The organism is Streptomyces sp. NBC_00597 (genome assembly GCF_041431095.1).
Classification (GTDB): Bacteria; Actinomycetota; Actinomycetes; order Streptomycetales; family Streptomycetaceae; genus Streptomyces.
This window is the reverse complement of sequence record NZ_CP107757.1, coordinates 1,832,049-1,857,658: the sequence shown is the minus strand read 5'-3', so window position 1 is coordinate 1,857,658 and position 25,610 is coordinate 1,832,049. Positions and strand designations below refer to the sequence as shown.

Annotated in this window: 25 protein-coding genes and 1 pseudogene; 12 read left to right on the top strand and 14 right to left on the bottom strand. The window is 73.5% G+C overall.

Going from position 1 to position 25,610, the window contains the following annotated elements:
- Positions 1-60: 60 nt before the first annotated feature.
- Positions 61-1,011, top strand: a pseudogene (locus OG974_RS08010) (IS481 family transposase); the annotation flags it as partial.
- A gap of 82 nt (positions 1,012-1,093) precedes the next feature.
- Here OG974_RS08010 and OG974_RS08005 read toward each other — a convergent pair.
- Positions 1,094-1,831: an NAD-dependent deacetylase gene (locus tag OG974_RS08005; RefSeq protein WP_371645961.1), complete on the bottom strand. Its 738-nt coding sequence runs from the start codon at positions 1,829-1,831 to the stop codon at positions 1,094-1,096.
- A gap of 176 nt (positions 1,832-2,007) precedes the next feature.
- Here OG974_RS08005 and OG974_RS08000 point away from each other — a divergent pair, with 176 nt between their 5' ends.
- Both OG974_RS08000 and OG974_RS07995 read left to right on the top strand, forming a co-directional pair.
- Positions 2,008-2,433 carry a hypothetical protein gene (locus OG974_RS08000; RefSeq protein ID WP_371645959.1) on the top strand — a complete coding sequence of 142 codons (426 nt, stop codon included), beginning with the start codon at positions 2,008-2,010 and terminating at the stop codon, positions 2,431-2,433.
- 32 nt (positions 2,434-2,465) lie between these two features.
- Positions 2,466-3,344 carry a GNAT family N-acetyltransferase gene (locus OG974_RS07995; protein WP_371645957.1) on the top strand — a complete coding sequence of 293 codons (879 nt, stop codon included), beginning with the start codon at positions 2,466-2,468 and terminating at the stop codon, positions 3,342-3,344.
- Between the two features lie 122 nt (positions 3,345-3,466).
- Here OG974_RS07995 and OG974_RS07990 read toward each other — a convergent pair whose 3' ends face one another.
- The 3 genes from OG974_RS07990 to OG974_RS07980 all read right to left on the bottom strand — a co-directional run bounded on the left by OG974_RS07990 (position 3,467) and on the right by OG974_RS07980 (position 5,067).
- On the bottom strand, positions 3,467-3,910 hold the full coding sequence (locus OG974_RS07990) for a subtilase-type protease inhibitor (protein WP_327281960.1): 444 nt from the start codon (positions 3,908-3,910) through the stop codon (positions 3,467-3,469).
- A gap of 235 nt (positions 3,911-4,145) precedes the next feature.
- Positions 4,146-4,607, bottom strand: coding sequence for a cyclic nucleotide-binding domain-containing protein (locus OG974_RS07985; protein ID WP_371645955.1), 462 nt, complete (start codon positions 4,605-4,607; stop codon positions 4,146-4,148).
- A 157-nt stretch (positions 4,608-4,764) separates the two neighbouring features.
- On the bottom strand, positions 4,765-5,067 hold the full coding sequence (locus tag OG974_RS07980; protein ID WP_327281958.1) for a hypothetical protein: 303 nt from the start codon (positions 5,065-5,067) through the stop codon (positions 4,765-4,767).
- Between the two features lie 222 nt (positions 5,068-5,289).
- Between OG974_RS07980 and OG974_RS07975 the strand changes: the two genes are divergently transcribed.
- Positions 5,290-7,200 carry a cellulase family glycosylhydrolase gene (locus OG974_RS07975; protein ID WP_327281957.1) on the top strand — a complete coding sequence of 637 codons (1,911 nt, stop codon included), beginning with the start codon at positions 5,290-5,292 and terminating at the stop codon, positions 7,198-7,200.
- Positions 7,201-7,279: 79 nt separating this feature from the next.
- Here the strand turns inward: OG974_RS07975 and OG974_RS07970 are convergent, their stop codons facing one another.
- Positions 7,280-7,705 (bottom strand): hypothetical protein, encoded by a 426-nt coding sequence (locus OG974_RS07970; RefSeq protein ID WP_328761784.1) that lies wholly within the window; start codon positions 7,703-7,705, stop codon positions 7,280-7,282.
- 42 nt (positions 7,706-7,747) lie between these two features.
- Positions 7,748-8,425 carry an HAD family hydrolase gene (locus OG974_RS07965; RefSeq protein WP_327281954.1) on the bottom strand — a complete coding sequence of 226 codons (678 nt, stop codon included), beginning with the start codon at positions 8,423-8,425 and terminating at the stop codon, positions 7,748-7,750.
- A 167-nt stretch (positions 8,426-8,592) separates the two neighbouring features.
- Here OG974_RS07965 and OG974_RS07960 point away from each other — a divergent pair, with 167 nt between their 5' ends.
- A complete protein-coding gene (locus OG974_RS07960) occupies positions 8,593-11,325 on the top strand; it encodes a DNRLRE domain-containing protein (protein WP_371645953.1) in 2,733 nt (910 codons plus the stop codon).
- An 81-nt stretch (positions 11,326-11,406) separates the two neighbouring features.
- Here OG974_RS07960 and OG974_RS07955 read toward each other — a convergent pair whose 3' ends face one another.
- Positions 11,407-11,847, bottom strand: a complete 441-nt coding sequence (locus tag OG974_RS07955; protein ID WP_327281952.1) for a DUF3224 domain-containing protein — start codon at positions 11,845-11,847, stop codon at positions 11,407-11,409.
- A gap of 104 nt (positions 11,848-11,951) precedes the next feature.
- Between OG974_RS07955 and OG974_RS07950 the strand changes: the two genes are divergently transcribed.
- The gene (locus OG974_RS07950) at positions 11,952-12,932 is read left to right on the top strand and encodes a transcriptional regulator (protein ID WP_327281951.1); all 981 of its coding nucleotides are present in this window, start codon (positions 11,952-11,954) and stop codon (positions 12,930-12,932) included.
- 15 nt (positions 12,933-12,947) lie between these two features.
- Here the strand turns inward: OG974_RS07950 and OG974_RS07945 are convergent, their stop codons facing one another.
- The 3 genes from OG974_RS07945 to OG974_RS07935 form a co-directional block, all read right to left on the bottom strand.
- Entirely contained in the window at positions 12,948-14,336 is a 1,389-nt protein-coding gene (locus OG974_RS07945; protein WP_371645950.1) for a (2,3-dihydroxybenzoyl)adenylate synthase, read from the bottom strand.
- Positions 14,337-14,467: 131 nt separating this feature from the next.
- Positions 14,468-14,974 (bottom strand): GNAT family N-acetyltransferase, encoded by a 507-nt coding sequence (locus OG974_RS07940; RefSeq protein WP_329316309.1) that lies wholly within the window; start codon positions 14,972-14,974, stop codon positions 14,468-14,470.
- Positions 14,975-15,051: 77 nt separating this feature from the next.
- A complete protein-coding gene (locus OG974_RS07935; protein WP_371645948.1) occupies positions 15,052-15,543 on the bottom strand; it encodes a hypothetical protein in 492 nt (163 codons plus the stop codon).
- A gap of 62 nt (positions 15,544-15,605) precedes the next feature.
- Between OG974_RS07935 and OG974_RS07930 the strand changes: the two genes are divergently transcribed.
- A complete protein-coding gene (locus OG974_RS07930; RefSeq protein ID WP_371645946.1) occupies positions 15,606-15,914 on the top strand; it encodes a hypothetical protein in 309 nt (102 codons plus the stop codon).
- 39 nt (positions 15,915-15,953) lie between these two features.
- Positions 15,954-16,520 (top strand): DinB family protein, encoded by a 567-nt coding sequence (locus OG974_RS07925; RefSeq protein ID WP_327281947.1) that lies wholly within the window; start codon positions 15,954-15,956, stop codon positions 16,518-16,520.
- Positions 16,521-16,530: 10 nt separating this feature from the next.
- Here OG974_RS07925 and OG974_RS07920 read toward each other — a convergent pair whose 3' ends face one another.
- Together OG974_RS07920 and OG974_RS07915 are read right to left on the bottom strand one after the other, a co-directional pair.
- Positions 16,531-17,370, bottom strand: coding sequence for a MerR family transcriptional regulator (locus OG974_RS07920; RefSeq protein WP_327281946.1), 840 nt, complete (start codon positions 17,368-17,370; stop codon positions 16,531-16,533).
- Between the two features lie 62 nt (positions 17,371-17,432).
- Entirely contained in the window at positions 17,433-17,945 is a 513-nt protein-coding gene (locus tag OG974_RS07915; RefSeq protein WP_371645945.1) for a hypothetical protein, read from the bottom strand.
- A 295-nt stretch (positions 17,946-18,240) separates the two neighbouring features.
- Here OG974_RS07915 and OG974_RS07910 point away from each other — a divergent pair, with 295 nt between their 5' ends.
- Positions 18,241-19,473, top strand: a complete 1,233-nt coding sequence (locus tag OG974_RS07910; protein ID WP_328761772.1) for an MFS transporter — start codon at positions 18,241-18,243, stop codon at positions 19,471-19,473.
- Positions 19,474-19,763: 290 nt separating this feature from the next.
- Positions 19,764-20,573 (top strand): peptidoglycan-binding domain-containing protein, encoded by an 810-nt coding sequence (locus tag OG974_RS07905; RefSeq protein ID WP_328761771.1) that lies wholly within the window; start codon positions 19,764-19,766, stop codon positions 20,571-20,573.
- Between the two features lie 35 nt (positions 20,574-20,608).
- Here the strand turns inward: OG974_RS07905 and OG974_RS07900 are convergent, their stop codons facing one another.
- Positions 20,609-21,337, bottom strand: coding sequence for an SDR family NAD(P)-dependent oxidoreductase (locus tag OG974_RS07900; protein ID WP_371645942.1), 729 nt, complete (start codon positions 21,335-21,337; stop codon positions 20,609-20,611).
- A gap of 149 nt (positions 21,338-21,486) precedes the next feature.
- On the opposite strand from OG974_RS07900, the gene OG974_RS07895 reads away from it, so the two are divergent.
- The gene (locus OG974_RS07895) at positions 21,487-22,563 is read left to right on the top strand and encodes an RNA ligase (ATP) (RefSeq protein ID WP_327281941.1); all 1,077 of its coding nucleotides are present in this window, start codon (positions 21,487-21,489) and stop codon (positions 22,561-22,563) included.
- A gap of 241 nt (positions 22,564-22,804) precedes the next feature.
- Here OG974_RS07895 and OG974_RS07890 read toward each other — a convergent pair whose 3' ends face one another.
- Positions 22,805-24,097 carry an ROK family protein gene (locus OG974_RS07890; RefSeq protein ID WP_371645940.1) on the bottom strand — a complete coding sequence of 431 codons (1,293 nt, stop codon included), beginning with the start codon at positions 24,095-24,097 and terminating at the stop codon, positions 22,805-22,807.
- Positions 24,098-24,279: 182 nt separating this feature from the next.
- On the opposite strand from OG974_RS07890, the gene OG974_RS07885 reads away from it, so the two are divergent.
- On the top strand, positions 24,280-25,602 hold the full coding sequence (locus OG974_RS07885) for a sugar ABC transporter substrate-binding protein (protein WP_371645938.1): 1,323 nt from the start codon (positions 24,280-24,282) through the stop codon (positions 25,600-25,602).
- Positions 25,603-25,610 lie beyond the last annotated feature (8 nt).

The following is a 25,610-nucleotide window of genomic DNA, read 5'->3' as shown; positions in this document are numbered from 1 at the left end:
TGAGGGCCTTCCGGGTTCGGTGTGGATTGCGACATCTCCACCGAACGACAGAAGGCCCTCATGCCCCACCGTAATGCACCTCTGACCGAGACCGGACGGCTGCGTCTGGCCCGCTGCGTGGTCGAGGACGGCTGGCCGTATCGGCGTGCCGCCGAGCGTTTCCAAGTCTCACCGACGACCGCCCAGCGGTGGGCCGACCGCTACCGCGCGCACGGTGAAGCCGGCTTGGGTGACCGGTCCTCGCGCCCGCGCCACAGCCCGCGCCGGACACCGTCCCGCACCGAACGCCGGATCATCAAGATCCGCCTCCTTCGCAGGTGGGGACCGGCCCGCATCGCACATCTCCTGGGACTGGTGCCCTCGACCGTCCACCGCGTCCTGACCCGCTACCACCTGGCCCGCCTGTCCCACCTGGACCGGGCCACCGGCCGCGTCATACGCCGCTACGAACGCGACAAGCCCGGTGAACTGGTCCACGTCGACATCAAGAAGCTCGGCAACATCCCCGACGGCGGCGGCCACAAGGCCCTCGGCCGCCCGGCGGGCCGCAAGAGGAAGTCCGGCGCCGGCTACAGCTACATCCACACTGCCGTCGACGACCACTCCCGCCTCGCCTACAGCGAGATCCTGGCCGACGAGAAGAAGGAAACCGCCACCGCCTTCTGGACCCGGGCCCAGGCCTACTTCACCGCCTGCGGGATCACCGTCGAACGCGTCCTGACCGACAACGGCTCCTGCTACAAGTCCCACGCCTGGCGCGACCTGCTGGCGGCGGCCGGGATCACCCACAAGCGAACCCGGCCCTACCGCCCGCAGACCAACGGCAAGGTCGAACGCCTCAACCGCACCCTCCTGGACGAGTGGGCCTACGCACGCCCCTACCAGTCAGAAGCCGAACGCCGGGCAGCGTTCCCGCAGTGGCTGCACACCTACAATCACCACCGCGGACACACCGCGCTCGCAGGCAAACCACCCGCCAGCCGCGTCCCCAACCTCACAGGGCAATACAGCTTAGGCCGGCCCGGCCCCCGGCCCGGGCCGAGCCGACGCGAGCCGACGCGAGCCGACGCGAGCCGACGCGAGCCGACGCGGGCTAGGCCCGGTCGAGCGCCGCGATGCGGGTCAGCAGGGCCGGGAGGGCGGTTCCGATCGGCTCGCGGATCACCTCGTCGGCGAGGGAGTCGTACGGGGTCTCCTCCGCGTTCACGATGATCAGGCGGGCCCCCGCCTCGGCGGCCCTTGCGGCCAGCGAGGCGGCGGGCTGCACCTGGAGCGTCGTCCCGACCGCGATGAACACGTGGGCGCCCTTGGCCACGGCCACGGCCTGCCGCAACACCTCCGGGTCGAGGCGCTCGCCGAACATCACGGTCGCCGACTTGAGGATCCCGCCGCATGCCGTACAGGAGGGGTCGGGCTCGCCCGCGGCGACCCGGGCCAGCGCCTCGTCCATCGCGGACCGGGCGTGACAGGCCGTGCACACCACCGCCCGGGCGGTCCCGTGCAGCTCGAACACCTTGCGCGGCGGCATCCCGGCGAGTTGGTGCAGACCGTCCACGTTCTGGGTGATCACCCGGACCGGGGTGCCGCCGCGCTCCAGTTCCGCCACGGCCAGATGCGCGGCATTCGGCTGCGCCGCGAGCGCACCGATCTCGGCGCGCATCAGCCAGGAGCGGCGCCGGATCTCCGGGTCCGCCATGTAGTACTCGTACGTCACGAGCTTCTCGGCCTCGGGATCGCGGCGCCACAACCCCTGTGGTCCCCGGTAGTCCGGGATCCCGGAATCGGTGGACATCCCGGCCCCGCTGAACACTGCGACAAGAAGCTTCCCCATGCCCCGACCCTATGTACGGCCGGCCGGGACCCGCGAGCGGATTTCCGGTGGCGGGGGGCCGGGGAGGCACCGCGGGGACCGACTCCGCGTCTCGTGCGGTGAATCCGGCCCCCCACAGGAGTGAGATCCGCGGCCGACCCCTGCCCGCGCAGACGCCCGACGGTTACACATCCGGCATGAAGATCATGCCGTACAGCCTCGGTGCCCTGCTGCTGACCCTGCTCGCGCTGCCGGCCCCGACCCCCGCCGTCGCCGACTCCACCCCGGTCGTCGCCCGCCACCGGCACGACGCCGCCGAGATCAGCACCTTCCTCAGCTCGTTCTACGGCCATCACGGCCCCTCCGCGCGCGACCGTGCTCAGCGCATCTCGCAGCAGCTCAAGGACAAGCAGCGGCACAGCCCGGAGTCCGACGTCCTGCTCTGCACCCAGAACGAACCCGAAGACATCGCCATCGGTACTGTCACCGTCCACCAGGCGGCCGGTGTCGGCTGGGCCACCGTCACCACCCGCTGGGGGTACGACCGCACGGACACGTTCACCGCGTACGTGCGCCTCGACTCCCGGCCGATCAAGATCGATGACGTGATCTGCGCGGGCTGACCGCCCGTACGCCGTCTGGTACAACACCGGACATGACGGGATTCGAGATCACCGGCGCGAGCGCCGCCGACATGGAACTCATCCGTACCTGGGCCGACGAGGAAGGATGGAACCCGGGGGACTCCGACCGCTTCGCGTTCGCGGTCGCCGATCCGGCCGGCTTCCTCGTCGGCCGGATCGACGGCGAACCGGTGGCCTGCGTCTCGGCCGTGCGGTACGGGTCCGCCTTCGGCTTCATCGGCTTCTACATCGCCCGTCCCGCCGTCCGCGGCCAGGGCTACGGGATCCGGCTGTGGCACGCTGCGATGGAGCGACTTCGAGGGCGGCTCGTCGGCCTGGACGGGGTGGTCGACCAGCAGGACAACTACCGCAAGTCCGGGTTCCGTTCGGCCTGGAACAACGTCCGGTACGAGGGCGTACTGCGGGCGAACGGCACGGGCCCGGGCGCCGGAGCCGGCGCCGGAGCGGGCGAGGGCGGGTTCGAGGTGGTCGACGCCGCGTCGCTGCCGTTCGTGCTGCTCGCCGCCTACGACCGACGGTTCTTCCCCGAGTCGCGCGACGCCTTCTTGTCGGCCTGGACCGCGCTGCCCGGCCGCACCGCCCTCGCTGCCGTTCGCGACGGGCGGATCGAGGGCCTCGGGGTGATCCGCCCGTGCAGCGGGGCCTCCCGGATCGGCCCGCTGTACGCCTCCACCCCGGGCGTCGCGGCCGCCCTGCTGCACCGGCTCGCGGAGCACACCCCCGACGGGGCGGTCGCCGTGGACGTGCCCGACGCCAATCCGACGGCCACCGCCCTGCTGGCAGGCTTGGGGCTGGTGCCCTCGTTCGAGGCCGCCCGGATGTACACGGGCCCCGCCCCGGAGGTCGAGCTGGCCGGGCTGTACGGGGTGACCAGCCTCGAACTGGGCTGACGGGCCGACGGGCCGGCCGGCTCGCGAGCTGCTCGCCCGACGGGCTGCCGGAGCGCGGAACGTGCGGCGGGAAGCCGGGCGGCGGTCGCACGACGCCGCCCGGCCGGTCGCGTCGTGCCGGGTCAGAAGCCGAACAGCGCGCCGCTGGTGTGCCGCAAGCCGCAGGGGTTGCCGAAGGTGTACGAATAGCTCAGCCGCCGGCCCTTCCACACGCCGTCCGCGGACACCGTCATCGGGTTCCACTCCCGGGTACAGTCGACGCCCGCGCCGGGTGCGGCGACCGCGTCCAACTGTGCCGAGTGGGCCCGCAGTTCGGCACACGCGGCGGCCGGGGACGGGTGCGTCCCGCCCGGGGTCGGCGCGCACACGAGCGTCACCGCGCGCAGCACCGTGCCGTGCGCTGCGTCCTCCCCGGCCGTGATGCTCAGCACGAGGGCGGACGGCGCGTACAGGCTCTCCGCACCGGACGGTGCGGCGTCGGCAGCTCCGGGCCAGGCCAGGGCCGTGAGGGCGGTGAGCGCCATGGCGGCGGAACCGAGGCCGAGACCCTTTGCGATGGACCGCATTTCGAACTCCCTTGAGTGGTTGTTTCGGATAGCGGACAGGAGTCTTGCCGACACGGACCGTGAACGCCCGTTCGTACCGTCATTTCTCGTCACCGATCGTGAGCGAATGTATGCAGACCGCAGCGGTGGCAGGGGGGCTGACCTGTGGGGGAGCGGATCGGCGAATCGGCCGAACACACGCGCTGAAACATTCCCCGGGGCGGGTGCGGGCCCGCCCCGGGGTCGTTCCGGCCGCCTAACGGGCCGCCGCGATGCGGGGGGCGTAGAGGTCGATCAGCCGGGTGCGGGTCTGCTGGAGGCGCAGGGCGAGCACCCGCCCGACCCAGTTCCCGATGGCGGAGCCGAAGGCGGGGTCGGCGTCCATCAGCATGCGTACGGCGGTCGCGTCGAACTCGTACGAGCGCACCGGGGTCATCGCCTCGGCGCTCAGCTGCCAGGTGTACGGCGGGAAGAGCCAGGACCAGCCGACCAGTTCACCGGGGCCGAGGTTCTCGACGGGGGCGGGCCGGCGGCCGGGCAGCGGGACCTGGAGCGTCACCGTGCCGGAGCGCACGATCCAGAAGCTCCGGGCGCGCGCGCCTTCCTCGAAGATCCTCGCGCCCTCGGGGAAGTTGACCTCGCGGGCCTGGGACATGAGCCGTCCGCGGTGTTCGGCGGACAGGACGGCGGAGATGCGGATGGGGGAAGGTGTGCTCACGACGGCCTCCGATCAGGGCCCCCCGTTACCCCCAGTGTCGCCGACCCGGACGGATCCGGGCACGCCGCGGCACCCGGTGGTTCGAGTACCCCGCGGGCGGCCGCGCACACGGCGGCCCCGGGCCCCGGTGGCGACTCCCCGAAGTCCGCGGACGGGGTCAGTCCTCGGCGTTCGCCTCCAGACAGGCCAGCTCCATCGCGTCGAGGACCGCCTCGTGGCTGCGCCGGCTCAGCTCGGCGACGTTCTCGATCTGTGCCGTGGCCCAGGCCGCCAGGGTCATCACCAGGACGCGCAGCCCGTCGGTGCCGTGCTCGGCCAGGATCGCGTCGGCGACGATCATCGCGTCCTCGGGCACCTGCTCCGGCGGTTCCAGCCCGGCGAGACCGCGGAGCATGGTGAGGGTGCGGCGGGAGATCTCCGGAGTCATCCTCGCCAGCCGCATGTCCTCTTCGTCGTCCATCCGCCCCACCCTCCCGTGCGTTCCCGGACCCTCAGGGCACGGTAGGCGCTGTCGGCCCCGCGCGGGGCGGTTTCGTCAGGGTGACCGCGCGCGAGGGCCCGGGCACCGGCCGGAAAGTCGGCGGATCGGTGGGTTCCCTAGCCGGCGACCGGCCGGTAACTTGTCCGCGGCATCCGTCCGTTGCCCGACCGCCCCGGACGGCCCGACCTCGGCAGGAGCAATATGAAGAGCCTCGTCCGCGCGCTGTTCGGCGCACTCGTACTGCTGGTGGGAGCGCTGCCGGCGGTGGCCGCGCAGGCGCCCGCCGCGGCTGCGCAGACCGCTTCCGCGGCCGAGGAGTGGACCCCGCCGCTGTCCACGCGCGGCCGCTACATCGTCGACGCGCAGGGCAACCGCTTCCGCCTCCGGTCCGGGAACTGGGACGGCGCCCAGGGTTCCTGGAACGGCAGCGGCGACCGCAACGACCCCGCCACCCACCACGCGGGCCAGAACTCCTCCGGCATCCCGATCGGCCTGGACCGGGCGCCACTGCCCACCCTGCTGGCCGACTTCCGGGCCCTCGGCCTCAACAGCATCCGGCTGCCCTTCTCGAACGAGATGCTCCGCACCACCGCCCCCGTCCCCGACGCGGCCGTCGCAGCCAATCCGGCACTGCGCGGCCGTACGCCGCTCCAGGTCTACGACGCCGTCGTCGCCGCGCTCACGGACGCCGGCTTCGCCGTCATCCTCAACAACCACACCGTCACCACCCGCTGGTGCTGCGGACTCGACGGCAACGAGCGCTGGAACAGCGGTCGGTCCACCGCCCAGTGGGCTGACGACTGGGTGTTCCTGGCCCGCCGCTACCGCGACAACCCGCGCGTGGTCGGGGCCGACCTCTACAACGAGGTCCGCCGCGACACCTTCGACGACCCCAACTGGGGCCTGGGCGACGGCCACGACTGGCAGGCGGCCGCCCAGGAGGCCGGCGACCGGATCCTCGCCGAGGCCAACCCGAACCTGCTGATCGTGGTGGAAGGCATCAACTGGACCGGGATCCCCGTGGACGGCTTCCCGCACGGCCGCCCCACCCTCGCCCCCGTCCGCACCCTGTCCCACACCCTCGTCGTCTCCAACAAGCTCGTGTATTCGGCCCACTTCTACGGGTACACCGGCCCCCGGCACAGTGGCGCGACCGGCCTGGGCGAGACCCATGACCTCCGCTACCAGGACATGAGCCGGTCCGAGCTCGAACAGACCCTCTACGACCAGGCCTTCTACGTCTCCGCTGAGAGCGGCGCCCACTTCACCGCACCGGTCTGGGTCAGCGAGTTCGGCATCGGCGCCGACGAGAGCGGCGCCGCGCCGCGCACCTGGTTCCAGAACCTGACCGGCTATCTGAGCGCCGTCGACGCGGACTTCGCGTACTGGCCGCTCGTCGGCTGGAGCACCACAGCGCAGGGAGCCCCGGGCGGCGACACCTGGGCACTGCTGCGCTACGACGCGGCCGGCCGGCGCTCCGGCGTGCTCGACGGGGCCGACTGGCGTACGCAACCGTGGACGGCGCTCTCCGCCACCGCCGGGCGCACCGGCCAGGTCCCCGCCACCACCTCCTGGTACCAGCTGACCACCGACCACCGCGACCACAACGCCTCGTTGCGCACACGGGCCGGCGGGGACTGGGACAGTGGGGCCCGCAAGGCGGTCTGCCCCGACGGCGCACGCCTGGCCGGACTCGGCCACACCGGCGGGCGCGGCCTGTGCACCACCTCCGACCTGCGGGCCCCGACGGGCGGGCACACCGTGGTCCGCGACGAGGCGTACGTCCCGGCGGGCGGCGACTGGGCCACCGGCTACACGAAGTTCCAGTGCCCGGCGGGCCAGTTCCTGATCGGATACAGCCTGCGGGGCGAGCGGGTTTCGGCGGCCCTGTGCGCGCCGGCCCGGACGGCCCTGCCCGGGGGCGGCCGAACGCTCTGGTTCGACCGCGGCGACAACCGGCCGTCCGGCGCCCCCGGCGGCGAGTTCGCGTACGGCGACTACAAGGGCCAGTGCCTGCCCACCGAGTACGCGGCGGGCATCGCCTTCACCACCCGGGTGGCCTCCCGCCCGGGCCCGGCGGCGCTGCTGTGCCGCCCCCTGCCGGCTGCCTGACCCGCAGGTGGGCGCCCGCCCCTGGAGCGCCCGGCCCTGCGGCCGGGTATCCCCGGGGGCGGGCGCTCCGCCGAAGCGGCTACTCGGGCTGGAGCACGGCGAGGCCCCACCGTATGCCCGGGTCCGACGCGGCCACCTGGACGCCGAACGACCCGGACAGCCCCTCCCCGAGCTGCACGGTCCTGTGTGCCGCCGCACCGGCCGGGCAGTCCAGCGTGAACGTGACGGGCGCGGACCCCGCGGTGGCGTCGGAGGTGAAGCCCACCTCGACGCTCCCGCCGCCCTCGCAGGCGACCGTGATCTCGGTGCCCAGATGTGCGTTGAGGCCGCTGCTCACCAGGCCGCCCGACCCGGTGTGCTCGGAGATCCACACCACCGCGTCCGGTCCCGGGTACGGCATCAGCTCCCCGCCGTCGGCCGCCTGCGCGGTACCCCCGCCCCCGACCAGCGCCACTGCCGTGGCCAAGGCCGCGGCCGTCATCGCCGCCGCTCGTGCGTACGTCATGTCTCCCCCGTGGATCGGTGCTTCGATCAGTCCTCCACGACGTTAGCGACCGCCACTGACAACGGCCTCGCCGAGCAGTCCCGGGAGTTCGCGCATGTCGGTGAAGAGGACCGTGCCCGGCCCGGCGAGTCGTGCGGCCGGCGTCAGGCCGCCCGCGTAGCCGAAGGAGCGCATGCCCGCCGCGCGGGCCGCCTCGACGCCCGGGCGGCTGTCCTCGACCACCACGCAGGCCGAAGGGGCCACGCCCATGCGGGACGCGGCGTACAGGAAGAGGTCCGGTGCGGGCTTGCCGCGCTCGACCTCGGTGGCGCTGTGGATGCGGCCCGCGAACCGCTCGTACAGGCCGGTGCGGCCCAGGGTGTGCCGCATCTTCTCGTGGGTTCCGCTGGAGGCGACGCAGGTCGGCAGGGTGATCGCGTCGAGTGCCTCGGGCAGGCCGTCGACCGCGGTGACCCCGGCGTCCACCGCCTCCGCGTGCATCCGTACGAAGCGCTCCTCCCACTCCCGGGCCGCCTCCGCGCCGAGCCGGCCGGCGACCAGCTCCCGGTTCGAGGCGCTGGAACGGCCGATGAACAGGCGGATCACCTCTTCCTCGGTGAGTGGCCAACCGAGCTGCGAACCCAGGGCGACGTTCACCCGGGCCGCGATCCGCTCGGTGTCGACGAGCACCCCGTCACAGTCGAATATGACGAGTTCGATCGGTTCAGTGGAAGTGATCATGGCGGGAAGGATATGCGCCCCCGGCTCCGCAGAATTTGGCATCCGATGCGCCAAGTGGGGTGAGTGGGTCCGCAATCGGGCTTAGGGTGCGCCCGTAGGCACGGTCGCGAACGGCTGTACGTCTGTTTTCGGCCACCCACGCACAGTGACACCGAACTGGGGGGCTCATGCGTAGAACCCGAGGGCCGGCGGCCGCTCTCGCCCTGTCCCTGGCCGGAACCGGCGCGGCGATGGGCCTCGGCCTCGTCCCGCAGGCGGCGGCCATCACCGCGCCCGTGGTCTTCACCGCCGACGCGCTGCCGTCCTGGCAGCCCAACGGCGTCGTCTGGGCCCTCGCCGAGGCGGGCGGGACGGTGTTCGTCGGTGGCACCTTCTCCGCCGTACGGCCGCCCGACGGCGCCGGCGGCACGGAGCAGGAGGCGGTGAACTTCGCCGCGCTCGACGCCGCGACCGGCGCCCCGACGTCCTGCAACCTCTCCTTCACGGTCGGCGGAGGCACCGCCACCGTCCGCGCCCTCACCTTCTCCCCGGACAAGAAGACCCTGTACGCGGGCGGCTACTTCGGCGCCGTCAACGGCACCGCGGTCTCCAGCCTCGCCGCCATCGACGTGGCGACCTGCACGGTCAAGACCTCCTTCCGCCCGGCCTTCGCGGCCACGGTGCGCGCCCTGGCCGTCACGAACGACACCGTCTACGCGGGGGGCGACTTCCTCACCGTCGCCGGTCAGCAGCGCGAACGGTTCGCCGCCGTCGACGCGGCGAACGGCGCGCTGCGGCCCTTCCGGGCCGACGCCGACGAGCCGGGCCGCGCCGTCGAGGTCACCCCCGACGGGGCCAACGTCGTTCTCGGCGGGGACTTCTTCACCCTCAACGGCACGAACACGCACGCGTTGGCCGTCGTCGACTCCACCAGTGGCGCGCTCACCAAGAGCTACCCCGGCTTCATCGAGACCAACTCCGTCGTCAAGGACATCGCGACCGACGCGACGGGGTTCTACACCGGCAACGAAGGCACCGGCGGCGGCGTCTTCGACGGTCGGATCGCGCTCAACCTGAGCGACTTCAACCAGCGCTGGCGCGACACCTGCCTCGGTGCCACGCAGGCCGTGCTCCCGTACCAGAACGTGCTGTACAGCGCCTCGCACGCACACGACTGCTCCAGTGTGGGCGAGTACCCGGACGGGCAGCGCCACCACCTGCTCGCGCAGCCGACCACCAGCGTCGGCAAGCTGGGTTGGGCCCCCGACACCAACGACGGCATCGGCGAGGGCATCGGCCCGCGGGTGATGACGGTGGGTTCCAAGGGCGGCGTCCAGTACCTGTGGGTCGGCGGCGAGTTCACCACCGTCAACGGCTCCGCGCAGCAGAGCCTGACGCGGTTCGCGTCCACCGGCGACACGGGTGCGCCCACCGTCCCCGTCGCGAGCGCGGCGAGCTTCAAGCCGGGCGAGGTGCAGGTGCGCTGGCGCACCAGCCTCGATCTGGACGACAGCGCCCTGACGTACCGGGTCTACCGCAACGGCGCGGCGACCCCGATCGCCACCGTCACGGCCGACTCGCTGTTCTTCAAGCGCCCGCAGGCTTCCTGGACCGACACCACCGTCACCGCCGGCCAGTCGTACACGTACCGGGTGACGGCCACCGACGGGGCCGGCAACACCAGCGCCCTGTCGGCGACCGCGAGCGTGACGGTCCCGACCTCGGTCGACGCGTACCCGAACCAGGTCCGCACGGACGGTGCCCAGCTGTTCTGGCGCTACGACGAGTCGGCCCTGCCGAACGTCGCCGACTCCTCCGGCGGCGGGAACCAGAACGGCGTGCACCTGAACGCCCCGGCCCTGCGCCAGACTCCCGGCGCGGTCACGGGCGCGAGCACGGCGATCGGCTTCAACGGCACGGACACCCGGGTCTACGGCGATCTGCGCCAGAGCATCGGCAGCAGCTACACCATCGAGACCTGGTTCAAGACGAACACCACCCGGGGCGGCAAGCTCTTCGGCTTCGGCAGCAACCAGGTCCGTGGCAGCAATCAGTACGACAAGCACATCTACATGACCAATGACGGGCGGCTCGTCTACGGCGTCTACACCGGCGCCACCCGCACCATCACCACCGGCACCGCGTACAACGACGACCAGTGGCACCACGTCGTCGCCACCCAGGGACCGGGCGGCATGGTCCTCTACGTGGACGGCGCCCAGAAGGGGACCCTCGCCGTCACCACGCACGAGAACTACGCCGGCTACTGGCATGCCGGCGGCGACAGCCTCGGCGGCTGGCCCGACCGCCCGACCAGCGAGTTCTGGGCGGGCCAGCTCGACGAGACCGCCGTCTACCCGACCGTCCTGAGCACGGCGCAGGTGCAGAACCACTACGCCCTGGCCTCGGCCCCCGCCGACTCGGTCGTGCAGGTACCGGCCGCCGAGGACACGTACGCCAATGCGGGTGCCCCGGACGGCAATTACGGCACCTCGTCCTCGCTCGCCGTACGCGGCACCTCGCTGTACACGAGCTACCTGCGCTTCAACCTGCCCGCCGCACCCGCGGGCACCGTACTGAAGTCCGCGGCCCTCAGCGTGAAGACCAGCACGATGAGCGGAGCCGGTACGGCGGACACCGTCTCGGTGGTCCCCGTCACCGGCACCTGGACCGAGGCCGGGACCACGTACAACAGCCGCCCCGCCACCAGCACTGTGGCACTCGGCAGTTTCGCCGGCGTCCCGGACGGCTCGGCGGTGCACACCACCGGGCTGAACACGGCCGCCCTCGCGGGCGCGCTCGGCACGAGCTACGGCCTGGCGCTGACCAGCCCGGGTACGGACGCGCTGTGGCTGTGGTCCTCCGAAGCCCCGGCGAACGAAGGAACGCCGCAGCTCACGCTGACCTTCGGCGCGCCGTAAGCGCCGGGGCCGGCGGGCGAACGCGAAAGGGGGTGCGGGCCGTTGAGGTCCGCGCCCCCTTTCGTGGAACGGCCCCGCCGCCTAGGCGATCGTGTACGTGAACTCGTACGCGACGGACGTGTCGCCCTTGCGGTACGTGAACGCGCCGGAGCCCGACAGGCCGGCCAGCTCGCCCGTCGCCGAACCGGGGACCACCTCGAACGCGCACCGGGTGCCCGAGGCGTCGAACGTGCCCCGCTGCTCCAGGACGAACGTCCCCTCGCGGCCGTCGACGGCGCCCGACAGCAGCTCCATACCGGTGTAGGACCCGACGCCCTCCCCGGTGTACGTGAAGGTGTACCCGGCGTTGGTCGCCCGGGCCTCGATCCCGCCCGCGAAGGAGTTGACGACCGTCGAGCGGGCGAGGCGAGGCAGGGAGTCGGCCGGACCGACCGACTGTTCCTGCCAGTCGGCGAACGTGAAACGGCCGGTGGTACGGGCGGAGCTGCCGGGAAGAGAGGGGCTGGTGGTGCGGGCGGACATGGCGGACCTCCTGTGTCACGGCCGGCGGGCTCGGTCCCGCGGCGCGAGAACAGCCTGTCCGGGATACCTGACACCCTCTGTCAGGTATCCCGGACAATGTCCCCATGCGCGCCGACCGGCTCCTCTCCCTGCTCCTCCTGCTGCAGAACCGCGGCCGGATGACCGCACCCGAACTGGCCGCCGAACTGGAGGTGTCGATCCGCACCGTCTACCGCGACATCGAAGCCCTCGGCGCCTCCGGCGTCCCCGTCCACGCCGACCGCGGCCCCGCCGGCGGCTACCGGCTCATGGACGGCTACCGCACCCGGCTCACCGGCCTCACCGACGCCCAGGCGGGCTCGCTCTTCCTCGCCGGTGCGCCGGGCCCCGCGCAGGAGCTGGGCCTCGGAGCCGATCTGGCCGCCGCCCAGCTCAAGCTCCAGGCCGCGCTGCCCGCCGCCCTCGCCGAACGGGCCCGCCGCCTCCAGGACCGCTTCCACCTGGACGCCCCGGCCTGGTTCCGCGACGCCGACCCCGTCCCGCACCTCGCACGGATCGCCCAGGCGGTCTGGGACCAGCGCGTACTGCTCACCCACTACCGCCGCTGGAACGGCGAGGAGCGGGCCGGGCGCCCCCTTCACCCCCTCGGCCTCGTCCTCAAGGGCGGCATCTGGTACCTGGCGGCCCGGGCCACCGACGAGCGCGTACGCAGCTACCGGGTCTCGCGGTTCCTCGCGGTGGACACCGCCGAGGAGGGCTTCGAACGCCCCGACGGCTTCGAACTCGCCGCGTACTGGGCGCAGTCCGCCCGCCGGATGGAGGAGGCGTGCCGGCAGCAGACGGCCCGGCTCCTGCTGTCCCCGCGCGGCCGCCGGCTGCTACCGATGCAGTTCGGCGCGGCCGGCGCACGCGCCCTCGCCGGAGCCGTACCGGCCGGCCCCGCGGACCCGGACGGCTGGATCCGCGTCGACCTCGATGTCGAATCGCCGGCCGTGGCGGTCGGCGACCTGCTCCGGCTCGGGACCGAGGCCGAGGTGATCGGCCCGCCCGAGCTCCGCCAGGCCCTCGCCGACACCGTCGCCGCACTGGCCGAGCGGTACGGCTGAAGCGACCGTCGCCCGTCACGTACCGGACGGATCACCGTGCCCGGCACGCCGCGGGACTTCGTCGACACGACCGGTCACCACCAGGTCGCCGTCCGGGGTGCGCCGCGCGAGGTCGCCGGTGCGCAACCAGCCGCCGGTGGTGAACGAACGGGCGTTCTCCTCGGGCGCCCGGTAGTAACCGCGCACGGTGTAGGGGCCGCGGGCGAGGAGTTCGCCGGGTTCGCCCTCGGGCACGTCCTCGCCGCGGGCGTCGACGATGCGGATCTCGTCGTCGGGCGAGAGCGGGCGGCCCTGCGTGGCGAGCACCGTCTCGTCCGGATCGGCCGGGCGCGTGAGCGTGACCGGCCCCTCGGCCCGGCCGAAGACCTGCTGCAGACGACAGCCCAGTTCGGGGCCGACCCGTTCGGCGGTCGCCCGCGGCAGGGGAGCGCCGCCGACCTGGAGGAGCCGCAGACTGCTCACGTCGGCGCCGACCGTGGGAAGTGCGTCGAGCCAGAGCCGGGCGGTGGCGGGCTCCACCGAAGTGACGGTGATCCGCTCCCGTTCGATGACCGGGAGGCACTCGGCGGGCCCCGGTCCGTCGGCCAGGACGACGGTGGCGCCGACGGAGAGGGTGCCGATGATGCCGGGGCAGCCGAAGGCGAAGCCGGACGCTGCGGGCAGCGCGGCGAGGTACACGTCGTCCTCGGTCAGCGACACCAGCTCGGCGGCGGCCCGGGCCTGGTAGGCGTAGTCGTTGTGGGTGCGCGGAACCAACCGCGGCGCTGCCGCGCCACCTTCGGACAGCAGGAAGAACGCGACCTGGTCGGCGCTCTGCGCGAGCGCCGGCGCGGGCGGGGCGTCGATGGAGCCCAGCGGGAAGTAGTGGCAGCCCGCCGGGTCCGTCGTGAAGCCGCCGTACGGGGACGGGGCACCCGGCGCCTCCAGGGTGAACACCCGCCGCAGGAAGGGCCCGCCGGCCGCGATGCCGGCGGCCATCGCCGTGTGGTCGAAGCCCTGGTGGGTGGAAGGACCGACGTAGCCACGGGCCTCGGTGACCCGTGCGAGGTGGGACACCTGCGCCGCGCGGTGCGAGAGCGGGCAGAGCACGGGGACCACGCCGACGCGCATCAGTGCGAACACGACGGTGACGAACTCGGGCACGTTCGGCAGCTGGACGACGACCCGCTGCCCGGGCCGCAGGGCGAGCAGCCGGAACCCGGCGGCCATGCGGTCCACACGCCGGTTCAGCGCCGCGTACGTGAGGCGGGTGGCACCGTGGACGAGCGCGGTCCGCGGCCCGTACGCGAGGGCCCGGTCGCGCAGCAGGTTGTCCAGCGTGTTGCCGCGCCAGTGGCCGGCGGCCCAGTAGCGGTCGACGAACGCCTCGGGCCAGGGCGTACAGCCGTCGAGCATGGATCCCATGTGTTACCCCCCCAGTGTCACCGTCCTGACCTTGGTAGATCCAAATCTTTCGGTGCCCCGCACGCAATGTGCTGTCCGAACCATGGCCGTTGGACTCCCTCAGCGGAAAGTCCAATGAGCGCCACGGACCGTCAGGGGCGGTACTCCCAGCGGACCTCGCCGTCCTCGCGGTGCGGGGTGGGAGCGAAACCGCAGGCCGCGGCGACCGCCGCCGAGGCGTGGTGTTCCGGGTGCACGTGCGCGAGCAGCCGGCCCACGGGCAGCTCCGCCAGCCACGCCGTGACGGCCCGAGCCGCCTCGGTGGCGAACCCCCGGCCCTGCCACGGCGTCCCGACCACCCAGGCCAGCTCGGCCGTGTCCGAAGCGGGGGTGACGGTGGCCTGCACGGTCCCCACCAGCCGCCCCTCCCCGCGCAGCCGCAGTACCCAGTTGCACCACACGACCTCCGGGTCGGGAGCCCCGGCCGCCAGCCGTGCGTACCGCTCCCGCAACGCATCGGCCCCGAGCGGGGCACCACCGATGAACTCGTGCAGCACGGGATCGCCCAGCACCCGGGCCATCTCCACGGCGTACTCGGCCCGCAACGGCAACAGCTCAAGCCGGCCGGTGGCGATCTCCCCGGCACGGACGGTACGCATGCTCATCGGGTGAGTGTGCCTGTTCGGGGCGGGTTTCGGGTAGCGCCCTGCGTGGTCGGTCGGCGCGGTGCCGCGGCTCAGGCGGGAGGTTCCACCTCCAGGAAGCGGCGGTGGCGCGGCCCCCGGTAGAGGAGGCAGCCCCAGCCCAGGGGTTCCAGTGCGGACGCGCAGGCCTTGAGGCGTTCGTGCTCCGCCTCGGCCGCGCCGCCGCCCGGCGGGCCGACCCAGGTCACCTCGACCCGTCCCTCCTCCGACGGGCCGGGCGTCACCCGGTACCCCGTCCGCGTACGCCGGCCCTCCGGGTCGAGCGCCGACGGGGTGAGGCCCGCCGCCTCCAGTACGAGGGCCACCGCGCGCGGCATCTGCCGCAGCTCCCACGGGGCGGGAACCGCCGTGCCCGCCCGGCCGTTCACCAGGCGGCGGATCTGCAACAGCCCCTCGTACGCCGTCCGGACCTCGGCCGCCCGCGCCGCCGTGGCGGGCCGCTGTGGTCCGTCCCCGGTCGCGGGCTCGAAGCCCTGCCCCGGAGCCGTCACCGCCACCACCCACCCTCGGTCTGAGTACCTCACACCCAACGACCTGAGTATCCGTCCCGATTCCCCGCTGGCGCGCCGCTGATCGAATGAGGGGCATGACCTCCGAGGCCGCCGCCCGCACCGCGCACCGCCCGCGCCGCATGCAGCACGTGACCACCGCCGGCTCCGCCCTGGCCGTGGCCCTGGTTCCGCTCGTGGTCGGGGTCCTGGTGGCCAAGGGCATGGCCACCGACCCGCACACCCCCGTCAACGCCCTCATCACCGGCGGCGGCCAGCGGGCGGGCCTGCCCCGGGCCGAGTGGCGGCGGCGCGGCCACGACACGGTGCGACGGCTGCGCACCGCGCGTCTGCACACGGCCCGCCGCTGTGCCTCGGTCCGCGCCCGCCGCCGCCCCGCGTCCTGACGAGAACTCGGTGGCGGACCGGGGCGATCGCGGCACACCATGCAACGCATGAGCGATCAACCCGCGCGATGGACCCAGGCAACCGTGTACCCCGACATGTGGGCCGACCCGGCCGACGACCCCCGCAACAACGAGGACAGCCCGGACGGCGAGCTCGCCACCCTGCTGGACTTCCTGACGAACTACCGCATCACCTTGCGGATGAAGTGCGAGGGCCTCGACCCGGAGCAGCTGGCCCGGCGGTCGGTGCCGCCGTCGACGATGTCGCTGCTCGGCCTGCTCCGCCACATCGCCGAGGTGGAACGCGACTGGCGCAACTGGATCACCGACGGCGACCCGCTGCCGAAGCTGTACGGCGAGAAGGACGCCGACTTCGCCGGAGCCGTCGCCGACCAGGCCGTGGTCGACTCCGCGTACGCCGATCTGGAACGCGAGCAGGCGGCGACCGACGCCGCCCTGGCCGGCCACGCGGACCTGGGTGAACGGGCGGGCAAGGAGCGGATCGCGATCCGGGAGCTGATGGTGCACCGGATCGACGAGTACGCCCGCCACTGCGGACACGCCGACCTGCTGCGCGAGTGCGTCGACGGAAGGGTGGGCCAGTGACGGCCGAGGTCTAGCCGGCGGGCGCGAGAGGTTCCTGCAGTTCCGTGACCCACTGGTCACGGTCCTGCGGGCAGGCCAGGGTCAGCTCGCGCGCGTACCCCGCCGAGCGGTGGCCGTTCGCGTCGATCCACCGCGCCAGCGCCTGGGCGGTCGGCAGGACGCCGTCCATCGAACCCCGGTGCACCACGGTCGCGGCCCGTTCGACCCCGGGCAGCTCCACCACCCGGACCGTGCCCCCGAGGTCCTCGGCGCGCACCGAGGCCCCCACCGGCAGCCCGGCGTGGACGAGAACGGCCCCGGCCTCGGCCCCCGGCGCGTCCTCGTAGTACGCGATCCCCGGGCCGGTCGCAACCACCCCGGCGGCCTCGATCCGGCGGCAGAGCTCGTCGTAGAGCGGGCCGATGACCGGCCCGATGTCCTGCGGCTCATAGCTCCCCGCGACCCCGGTCAGTTCGACGAGCCGGACGGGCGGAAGGCTTTTCACGACGATGTCGACGGTGGACATGGATCCCTCGCTCTCGATGGTCCGCAGCCTCGCCTCGACCTGGTTCAGCCGGGCCGCCGCCGCGGCCATGGCCGACTCCAGCTCCGCCCGGCGCAGCCGCAGCATGCCGCGCAACTCGTCCGCGTCCAGCCGTTCGTCGAGGATCGACCCCACCTGGTCCAGGCTGAAGCCGAGCTCTTTGAGCGCGATGACACGGTTGAGGCGGGCGAGCTGTTCGGCCTCGTAGTAGCGGTAGCTGCTGGTCGGGTCGACACGTGCCGGGCGCAGCAGTCCGATGGCGTCGTAGTGGCGCAGCATGCGGACCGATACCCGGCCGTGCTTGGCGAAGTCTCCGATGGTGTACATGACGCCTTCCAGTGCAGGCCCTGACACGGTGGGAGGGTCAAGTCCTGAGCGGTATCCGCTGGTCAGCGCCCATACTGCCGGATGCACAGGTCCACGATGGACGGCGGTACGGAACCCTCGGCCGCCGGGCACGGCTCGTCGGGCCGGGCCGGCGGGGCCGGCTGCCGGGCCGTGCGCGGCGGCACGGGATTGGCCGGGCGCGCCCGGTGGGGCGCCACCGGCGGTTTCATGCTGCGCGCGGCGGGCGGCCGGACGGAGCCGGCGGGGAGCCGCGCCGGGGTGTTCGGGGCCGGGGGAGCGGGCGGCTGGCCGGGGGCGGCGGCCGAGGGCGGCGCACCGGGCGCCCCGGATGCGCCCCGCGCACCCGGGGCAACGTGCGTGTCCCCCGGGTCCGGCATGCTCCCCGGGCCCCCGGTGTGCTGCTGCGTGTCCTGCGTGTCCTGCGCGTCCTGGGCGTTCGCGGGCACCGAGCTGCCGCGCGACGGGGCCGGGGCGCCTTCCGGGCCCGTGGAGACGCAGCCGCTGCTCGCGAGCAGCACGAGGAGGGACAGGGGCAGGGCCCGGCGTAACTGCATCCGACCACCATGCCGTACCGGACGGCCGGCCGGGTCCCCGCGCTCACGCGTCCGGGTGACGCGGCCCCGGGTCCGGGCCGGAACCCGGCCCGCAGCCGGGCTCGGGCCGGGGGTCTTCGCTGGTCCTCGGGGCCTCCTCGGGCCCCCGGCTGCCGAAAACGATTGCCGGGACCTGGATTTTCCGTAGTCTGCCGGAGGACGGGAACGACAGTGCGAACGCCGGGGGTGGCGCGCCCCCCGGTACCCCGCGCTGCCCCGCCTTCGCATCCCGACGGACCGTACGGAGTACCGATCCATGACCGCAGCCGACGCGCCCGGCGACCCCGCGGCGCTTCCCGACGCATCCCCGACCACCCCGCAGCGCGCGCCCTGGAAGGGCTGGGCGGCCGTCCTGGCCGTCGCGCTCGCGATCTTCTGCCTGATCACTTCCGAACTGCTGCCCGTCGGCCTGCTCACCCCCGTCGGGGACGCCTTCAGGGTCTCCGACGGCGCCGCCGGGCTGATGGTGACCGTGCCCGGGCTCGTCGCCGGCCTCTGCGCCCCGCTCGTCACCGTCGGCGCCGGCCGGCTCGACCGGCGCCTCGTCCTGTGCGCGCTGATCGCCCTGACGGCGGCCGCCAACCTGGCCGCCGCCCTCGCCCCGGGCTTCGCCGTGCTGCTGGCCGCGCGCCTGCTCGTCGGGGTCGGCGTCGGCGGCTTCTGGGCGCTGGCGGGCGGGCTCGCCGTACGGCTCGTTCCGCAGCGGGACGTGGGCCGGGCCACCGCGCTCGTCTTCGGCGGCGTCCCCACCGCCTCGGTGCTCGGCGTTCCCGCCGGCACGCTGCTCGGCGAACTCGCCGGGTGGCGGGTCGCCTTCGGTGCGGTCGGGGTCCTCGGCCTCCTCGCGCTGGCCGCGCTGATCCTGCTGCTGCCCCCGCTGCCGCCGACCCGGGAGGTCACCTTCCGTGCACTCCCCGCCCTGCTGAGCGGGAACCGGGGGGTCCGGGCCGGGGTGGTCGTCACCTTCCTGGTGGTCACCGGTCAGTTCGCGGCCTACACGTTCGTACGGCCCGTCCTGCAGGACGTGTCCGGCATCGACGCGGCGTACGTGAGTACCCTGCTCCTCGGTTACGGGGTGGCCGGCGTCGTGGGGAACTTCCTGGCCGGCGCGCGCGATGCCTACCGGGCGGTCCTCGTGATCAGCACCGCCCTGACCGTGGTCCTCGGGCTGATCGCGACCCTGCCGGGCGCGGTCGCCGGGACCGCGCTGCTGCTCGCCTGGGGGCTCGCGTACGGGGGTGTGTCCGTGAGCGTCCAGGGCTGGATGATCAAGGCGGCGCCGACCGCCGCCGAAGCCGCCACCTCGCTGATGGTGGCCATGTTCAACCTGGCCATCGCGGCGGGTGCATTGGCGGGCGGGTTCGCGGTCGACGGGATCGGGGCCCCGGCGGCCCCGCTCACGGGGGCCGCGCTGATGCTCCTGGCGGCGGTCACGGTCACCCTCACCGTCACGGTCCGGATGCCGAGGGCTACCGCGGCCGACCAGTAGACCGGATGGATCGGGCAGTTCGGACACCCGGCTTGACCCGGGCCATCCCGGGAGGCAAGAGTGCGCCCGATCAAGCACTCAAGAACCACCTCATGAGCTGCACTTCGGAGACATCTCATATGTTCATATCGGTCCGCTCTTCGCTTGGCCCCATGACCACCGCAGGTGCCCTCGTACCGGGCGCCGTGACGGGCGCGGTCCCGGTCGCGCGGCAGCGGAGGGCCTGACCGGCCGGGTGGGGGCCGGCACCGCACCGCCGCGCCGGTCCCCATCCCCGCAGGGAGACAACCGTGTCCCACCACTCCGATGAGAGCGCCGGCGTCCCCGACGACCGCCTGCTCGTACGCCCCTACGTCGCCCCCTCCGGGCCGCCGATCCGGTCGACGGCACCTGCTTGGCCGGACGCCGGACCCGTCTCCGACCCCTTCGGCGCGCCCGGGGGCCGGCACGCCGACCCCGGGCGCGCTCCCGGCGCGGAGCCGTTGGACGCCGGGGGCGGCGCAGGCGGAGCAGGTGTCACGAGTTTCGCCGTCGCCGCCGGCGGGGCCGCCGCGAACGGTGCCCGCGCCGCCCGGCGGGACCGCGGCGGCCGGCTCCCGCTGGCGGTCCTCGCCCTGCTCGCGCTCGGGGCGGCCGGTTCGCTGGTGTGGCTGCTGAGCGGCCCCGACCCGCGGCCCGACCGGGCCGTGGTCCGGCCGGATCTGTCTGTTCCGGTGCTTCCGGCGCGCCCCGGTGCCGGGTCCGACGGCGACGAGCCCTCGCCCGAACGGTCCGTACGGGCCTCCGCGCTCCCGGCGGCCGCACCGGCGTCCTCGGCCGGGCCGTCCCCTGCAGCGAGTCCCAAGCCGACGCCCCCGCCCAGCGCGTCGGCCGGGCCGCCGTCGGCGTCTTCCGGGACGCTGCGGATGGGAGACCGCGGGCCGGAGGTGAGCGCCCTCCAGCAGAGGCTCCAGGGGCAGGGGTTCACGTACGTCTCGGTCACCGGCGTGTACGACAGCCAGACCAAGCGGGGGGTCGCGCAACTCCAGCGCGACCGCGACATCAAGGGCGACCAGCCGGGGGTGTACGGCCCGGCCACGCAGGCGGCGTTCGGCAGCTGACGCCCGGTCGGGGCGCGGCCCCGGAGACCGCGGCGTCAGCGGCCGCCGGAGACCCGCAGGACGGCACCCGTCGTGTACGAGGCGTCCGGGGACAGCAGCCAGGCGATGGCCCCGGCGACCTCCTCGGGCTGCCCGGGCCGCCCGAGCGGAATCCCGGCAGCCGCGCGGGCCGGCCGGTCGGGGTCACCCATCGCCGCGTGCATGTCGGTCTCGATGATGCCGGGCGCCACCCCGTTGACCCGGATACCGTCCGGGCCGAGCTCCTTGGACAGCCCCACAGTCAGGGCGTCGGTGGCGGCCTTGGTCGCCGCGTAGTGAACGTACTCGCCGGGGCTGCCGAGGCCGGCGGCCGTCGAGGAAACGTTCACGATGGCCCCGCCGCCGGCCTGTGCCATGTCCCGGGCGGCGCGGCGGCAGGACAGCAGGTACCCGAGCAGGTTGACCTCGACCACGCGCCGCAGGTCCTCGGTCGAGGCGTCGGCGAGCCGGCCGAGCGGTCCGGTCACCCCGGCGTTGTTCACCAGCCCGGTCACCGCGCCGAACTCGGCCCCCGCGATGTCGAAGAGCCGCTCCACCCCGCACTCCTCGGAAGTGTCGCCCCGCACGGTCACGCAGCGCGCGCCGGCTGCCCGTACCCGCTCCGCGACGGCCCCGGCCGCCGCATCGTCCCGGAGGTAGCCGAGCACGAGGTCATGGCCTTCCGCGGCCAGTCGCACACAGGTCGCGGCGCCGATGCCCCGGCTGCCTCCCGGACGACGGGACACGGGGACCTCCAGGGACGGCGGGAAGGCGAGGGCGGGTCAGGCTAACACCGCGATTTCGGCTGGACCAGCACAAATGCCGGGCCGCAGAGTGGACGCCGTTGAACACGACGCCGTCACGCACGGCAACGTCACGTCCCAGGAGTTGCGCCATGTCGACCTTGCGGGTCACCGCCGAAGAGCTGACCGTCCACGAGCACCCGAACGCCGACGCGCTGGAGCTGGCTCAGGTGGGTCTCTACCGCGCCGTGGTCGCCAAGGGCGCGTACCGCACCGGCGAGTTCGCCGTCTACATACCCGAACAGGCCGTGCTGCCCGCGGGCTTGATCGAGGAGCTCGGCCTGACCGGGCGCCTCGCGGGCGGCGCCGCCGACCGGGTCAAGGCCGTCCGGCTGCGCGGTGAGCTGTCGCAGGGGCTGGTGTGCCGGCCGAGCGAGCTGGCCGGCGTGGACCTGGCGCGGGCGGCCGAGGAGGGCACGGACTTCGCCGAGCGGCTCGGGATCACCAAATGGGCGCCGCCCGTTCCGACGACGATGAACGGGGAGGTGGAGGCCGCGCCCGACCTGCTGCCGTGGGTGGACATCGAGAACCTCCAGCGCTACCCGGACCTCTTCGAGCCGGGTGAGCCGGTCGTCCTCACCGAGAAACTGCACGGCACGGCCTGCCTGCTGACGTACGTCGCGGACGGCGAGCGCGTGCTGGTGTCCTCCAAGGGCTTCGGGTCCAGGGGGCTGGCGCTGAAGGAGGAGGAGCGCAACCTGTACTGGCGGGCCGTACGGGGTCACGGCGTACCGGAGGCGGCCGCGAAGGCCGCCGCCCGGCTGGGCGCCACCCGGATCGGCGTGTTCGGCGAGGTGTACGGCGCGGGAGTCCAGGACCTCGGGTACGGAACCGATGCGCGTACGGCCGCCAAGGGTCCGGGATACGCCGTCTTCGACGTGTCCGCCGAGATCGACGGGCAGGTGCGGTGGCTGGATCCGCAGGAGCTGTTCCCGGACGGCGAGCTGCCGCTCGTACCGCGACTGTTCGAGGGCCCGTACGCGCTCGACACGGTGCTGGAGCTGGCCAGTGGCCGGGAGACGGTGTCCGGCCGGGCCGTGCACCTGCGCGAGGGCGTCGTGATCCGCCCGGCCGCGGAGCGCCACAGTCCGGTCGTCGGCGGCCGCGCCATCGCCAAGGCGGTCAGTCCGGCGTACCTGACCCGCAAGGGGGGCACGGAGTACGAGTGACCCGGCGCTCCGGCGCTCCGGTGCTCCGGCGGGCCTGGAGGCCCCGGGCCCCGGCCCTGTCGTCAAAGTCCCGCCCGGCCTGCGGCGCCCGGCACTGCACCTCGCTGCGTTGTCGGGGCGCCCGAGTACGTCCAGTACGCGGGCGCCCCTCCGCCTTGCGATGCACGGCGCCCGGGCGCACCTCCCAGCGGTAGCCGGGGGAACACCGCCGGTCTGACCGGCGCTACTTCGACGGCAGGACCTAGCCGCGTTGGGTCAAGGACGTCTGCCAGCCCGGTTGTTGTGGGGCGGCGGGCGGGGCCGGGCGGCGGCCGCCGGTGGTGAAGAAGGCCGAGAGGGGGAGCGTGGCCGCTCCCACCGTGACCGCGTCCGGGCCGAGGGAGCCCAGGTCGATGGAGACACGGGCGGCCGGGTGGCGCAGCGAGTAGCGCGTCGCGTGCTCCCGTACCGCCGGGAGGATGTACGGGCCCAGCAGCAGCCCCGCCCAGCCGCCGATGAGGATCCGCTCCGGACGGAACAGGTTGATCACGTCCGACAGGCCCGCGCCGAGGTACTCCGCGGTCTCGGCGAGGAGTTCCCGGGCCACCGCGTCGTCCCCGACGGCCGCCGCCAGCAGGGCGGCGAGGGCCTCTTCCTCGTCCGCCGCCGGGGCGAGGTGGCCCCCGCCGCGCTCCGCCCAGCGCGCCAGCAGTGACTCCGCCCCCGTGTACGCCTCCAGGCAGCCCAGTGCCCCGCACCGGCAGCGCCGGCCGCGGACCGAGACCGTCAAGTGGCCCCACTCCAGGGGGGTTCCCTCGGTGCTGCCGCCGTCCGGCGAGCCGTCCGTGATCCGGCTCGCGCCGACCCCGGACCCGAACAGGACGACGACGGCGTCCCGCGCCCCCCGCCCCGCCCCGAACCACATCTCGGCCTGGCCGAGCGTCCGCGCGCCGTTGTCGATGAGGTACGGGACCTCCTGCGGTAGTGCCCCGGTCGCGCGCAGCAGGGCCTCCAGCGGCACCGCGTCCCAGCCGATCGTCTGCCCGTGCACGACCGCTCCGCCGGGGGCCCCGCGGTCCACGATGCCGGGGACCCCCACCCCCACGCCGAGCAGCCGGTCCGTTCCGACCCCGGCCCGGGCGAGCACCGCCTTGATCCCGGTGCGGACGTGGTCCACGATCGGGCCGACGTCGTAGCAGCCGCGCGGCAGCAACGGCAGCTCGGTACGGGCGAGTTCGTTCAGGGTCAGATCGAACAGCTCGACGCGGACGCGGGTCTCGCCGACGTCGACCCCGATCAGGTGGGCGCTGCCGGGGGCCACGCGCAGCAGGGTGCGCGGGCGGCCGCCGTCCGAATCCACGATGCCGGCCTCCTCCAGCAGCCCGTCCGCGATGAGTTCGCCGACGACGTTGCTGACGGACCCGGAACTCAGCCCGGTCGCGGGGCCCAGTTCCTGGCGGCTCATCGGCCCGCCGAAGTACAGCCGCTGGAGCACGGCGCTGCGGTTGCCGCGCCGCAGGTCCCGTACCGTCCGGCCGCCACGCCCTGTCGTCATCTGGCTCCTCCCGCACTGCAGTTGGTCGCAACATACCCCTGCGCGAGCTCTTGACGCGACCCTTTCACGAGGCTTAACTCACGTCCTAAATTAAGGCCTGGGCCAATGGGCGCCGATGAGGTGCCCCGGCCGGGACCGCCTGCCGGCCTTCCCCCGACCCTGCCGAAAGGGGCCGATCCGCCATGCGCAGAATCCGAGCCGCCGCCACGACCGCGCTCACCGTCTCCCTCCTCGCCACCACCGCCACGGCCTGCGGCGGCGGCACCACGAACGGCGGGGGCGGCTCCAACGCCGCCCCGAAGGAGCTGACCTATTGGGCCTCCAACCAGGGCCCCGACCTCGCGGCGGACCGGGCGACGCTCGGCCCGGAGCTGAAGAAGTTCGAGGAGCGGACCGGCATCAAGGTGAAGCTCGAAGTCGTCCCCTGGTCCGACCTGCTCAACCGGATCCTCGCCGCCACCGCCTCCGGGCAGGGCCCCGACGTCCTCAACATCGGCAACACCTGGTCCGCCTCCCTCCAGGCCACCGGAGCCCTGCTCCCTTGGGACGCAGGGCACTTCGCAGCGATCGGCGGCAAGGACCGCTTCGTGGAGTCGGCCATCGGCTCGGCGGGTGCCGCCGGCCAGGACCCGGCCGCCGTCCCGCTCTACTCGATGGCCTACGCGCTCTACTACAACAAGAAGATGTTCCAGGAGGCGGGCATAGCGAAGCCCCCGGCCACCTGGGACGAGATGGTCACCATCGGCCGGCAGCTGTCCAAGGACGGCAAGTGGGCCCTCGGCGCGGAGGGCGCCAACCTCGCCAACAACATCCACCAGGCCTTCGTCCTCGCCAAGCAGCACGGGGCGGACTTCTTCGACGCGGCCGGCAAGCCCGCCTTCGACTCCCCGGGCGCCGTCGACGCCGTCAAGCAGTACGTCGACCTCATGGCCAAGGACGAGATCATCGCGCCGGGCAACGCCGAGTACGCCCAGAACCAGTCGCTCCAGGACTTCGCCAACGGCAAGACCGCCATGGTCCTGTGGCAGAGCGCCGCCTCCTCCTTCAAGAGCCACGGCATGAAGGAGGGCGACTGGGGCGTGGCCCCGGTCCCGGTTCCCGCGGGCGGCACGCCCGGCACCGGCCGGGGCACCAACTCGATGGTCGCCGGCATCAACCTCGCCGTCTTCAAGAACACCGACAACATCGACGGCTCCCTCACGTTCGTGAAGTTCATGACCAGCGAGGAGGAGCAGAAGATCCTCAACAAGGCCTACGGCTCCGTCCCGCCCGTCAAGGCCGCCCAGGGCGACCCCGCCTTCGCCGGCGAGGACCTCTCCGTGCTCCGCACCACCCTGGGAACCAGCGCCGCCCCGCTCCCGCAGGTCCCGCAGGAGTCCCAGTTCGAGACCGCCGTCGGCACCGCCGTGAAGGAGCTCTTCGCCGACGCCGCCGCCGGCCGTCCCGTGACCACCGAGTCGGTCAAGGCCAGGCTCACCAAGGCGCAGCAGCAGATGGCGAGCTGAGTCCGGCC

What these genes read in the sequence shown, in the direction of transcription:
- OG974_RS08005 (WP_371645961.1), bottom strand. Translation starts at nt 1,831, where the DNA reads ATGGGGAAGCTTCTTGTCGCAGTGTTCAGCGGGGCCGGGATGTCCACC.
- OG974_RS08000 (WP_371645959.1), top strand. Translation starts at nt 2,008, where the DNA reads ATGAAGATCATGCCGTACAGCCTCGGTGCCCTGCTGCTGACCCTGCTC.
- OG974_RS07995 (WP_371645957.1), top strand. Translation starts at nt 2,466, where the DNA reads ATGACGGGATTCGAGATCACCGGCGCGAGCGCCGCCGACATGGAACTC.
- OG974_RS07990 (WP_327281960.1), bottom strand. Translation starts at nt 3,910, where the DNA reads ATGCGGTCCATCGCAAAGGGTCTCGGCCTCGGTTCCGCCGCCATGGCG.
- OG974_RS07980 (WP_327281958.1), bottom strand. Translation starts at nt 5,067, where the DNA reads ATGGACGACGAAGAGGACATGCGGCTGGCGAGGATGACTCCGGAGATC.
- OG974_RS07975 (WP_327281957.1), top strand. Translation starts at nt 5,290, where the DNA reads ATGAAGAGCCTCGTCCGCGCGCTGTTCGGCGCACTCGTACTGCTGGTG.
- OG974_RS07970 (WP_328761784.1), bottom strand. Translation starts at nt 7,705, where the DNA reads ATGACGTACGCACGAGCGGCGGCGATGACGGCCGCGGCCTTGGCCACG.
- OG974_RS07965 (WP_327281954.1), bottom strand. Translation starts at nt 8,425, where the DNA reads ATGATCACTTCCACTGAACCGATCGAACTCGTCATATTCGACTGTGAC.
- OG974_RS07960 (WP_371645953.1), top strand. Translation starts at nt 8,593, where the DNA reads ATGCGTAGAACCCGAGGGCCGGCGGCCGCTCTCGCCCTGTCCCTGGCC.
- OG974_RS07955 (WP_327281952.1), bottom strand. Translation starts at nt 11,847, where the DNA reads ATGTCCGCCCGCACCACCAGCCCCTCTCTTCCCGGCAGCTCCGCCCGT.
- OG974_RS07950 (WP_327281951.1), top strand. Translation starts at nt 11,952, where the DNA reads ATGCGCGCCGACCGGCTCCTCTCCCTGCTCCTCCTGCTGCAGAACCGC.
- OG974_RS07945 (WP_371645950.1), bottom strand. Translation starts at nt 14,336, where the DNA reads ATGGGATCCATGCTCGACGGCTGTACGCCCTGGCCCGAGGCGTTCGTC.
- OG974_RS07940 (WP_329316309.1), bottom strand. Translation starts at nt 14,974, where the DNA reads ATGCGTACCGTCCGTGCCGGGGAGATCGCCACCGGCCGGCTTGAGCTG.
- OG974_RS07930 (WP_371645946.1), top strand. Translation starts at nt 15,606, where the DNA reads ATGACCTCCGAGGCCGCCGCCCGCACCGCGCACCGCCCGCGCCGCATG.
- OG974_RS07925 (WP_327281947.1), top strand. Translation starts at nt 15,954, where the DNA reads ATGCAACGCATGAGCGATCAACCCGCGCGATGGACCCAGGCAACCGTG.
- OG974_RS07920 (WP_327281946.1), bottom strand. Translation starts at nt 17,370, where the DNA reads ATGTACACCATCGGAGACTTCGCCAAGCACGGCCGGGTATCGGTCCGC.
- OG974_RS07915 (WP_371645945.1), bottom strand. Translation starts at nt 17,945, where the DNA reads ATGCAGTTACGCCGGGCCCTGCCCCTGTCCCTCCTCGTGCTGCTCGCG.
- OG974_RS07910 (WP_328761772.1), top strand. Translation starts at nt 18,241, where the DNA reads ATGACCGCAGCCGACGCGCCCGGCGACCCCGCGGCGCTTCCCGACGCA.
- OG974_RS07895 (WP_327281941.1), top strand. Translation starts at nt 21,487, where the DNA reads ATGTCGACCTTGCGGGTCACCGCCGAAGAGCTGACCGTCCACGAGCAC.
- OG974_RS07890 (WP_371645940.1), bottom strand. Translation starts at nt 24,097, where the DNA reads ATGACGACAGGGCGTGGCGGCCGGACGGTACGGGACCTGCGGCGCGGC.
- OG974_RS07885 (WP_371645938.1), top strand. Translation starts at nt 24,280, where the DNA reads ATGCGCAGAATCCGAGCCGCCGCCACGACCGCGCTCACCGTCTCCCTC.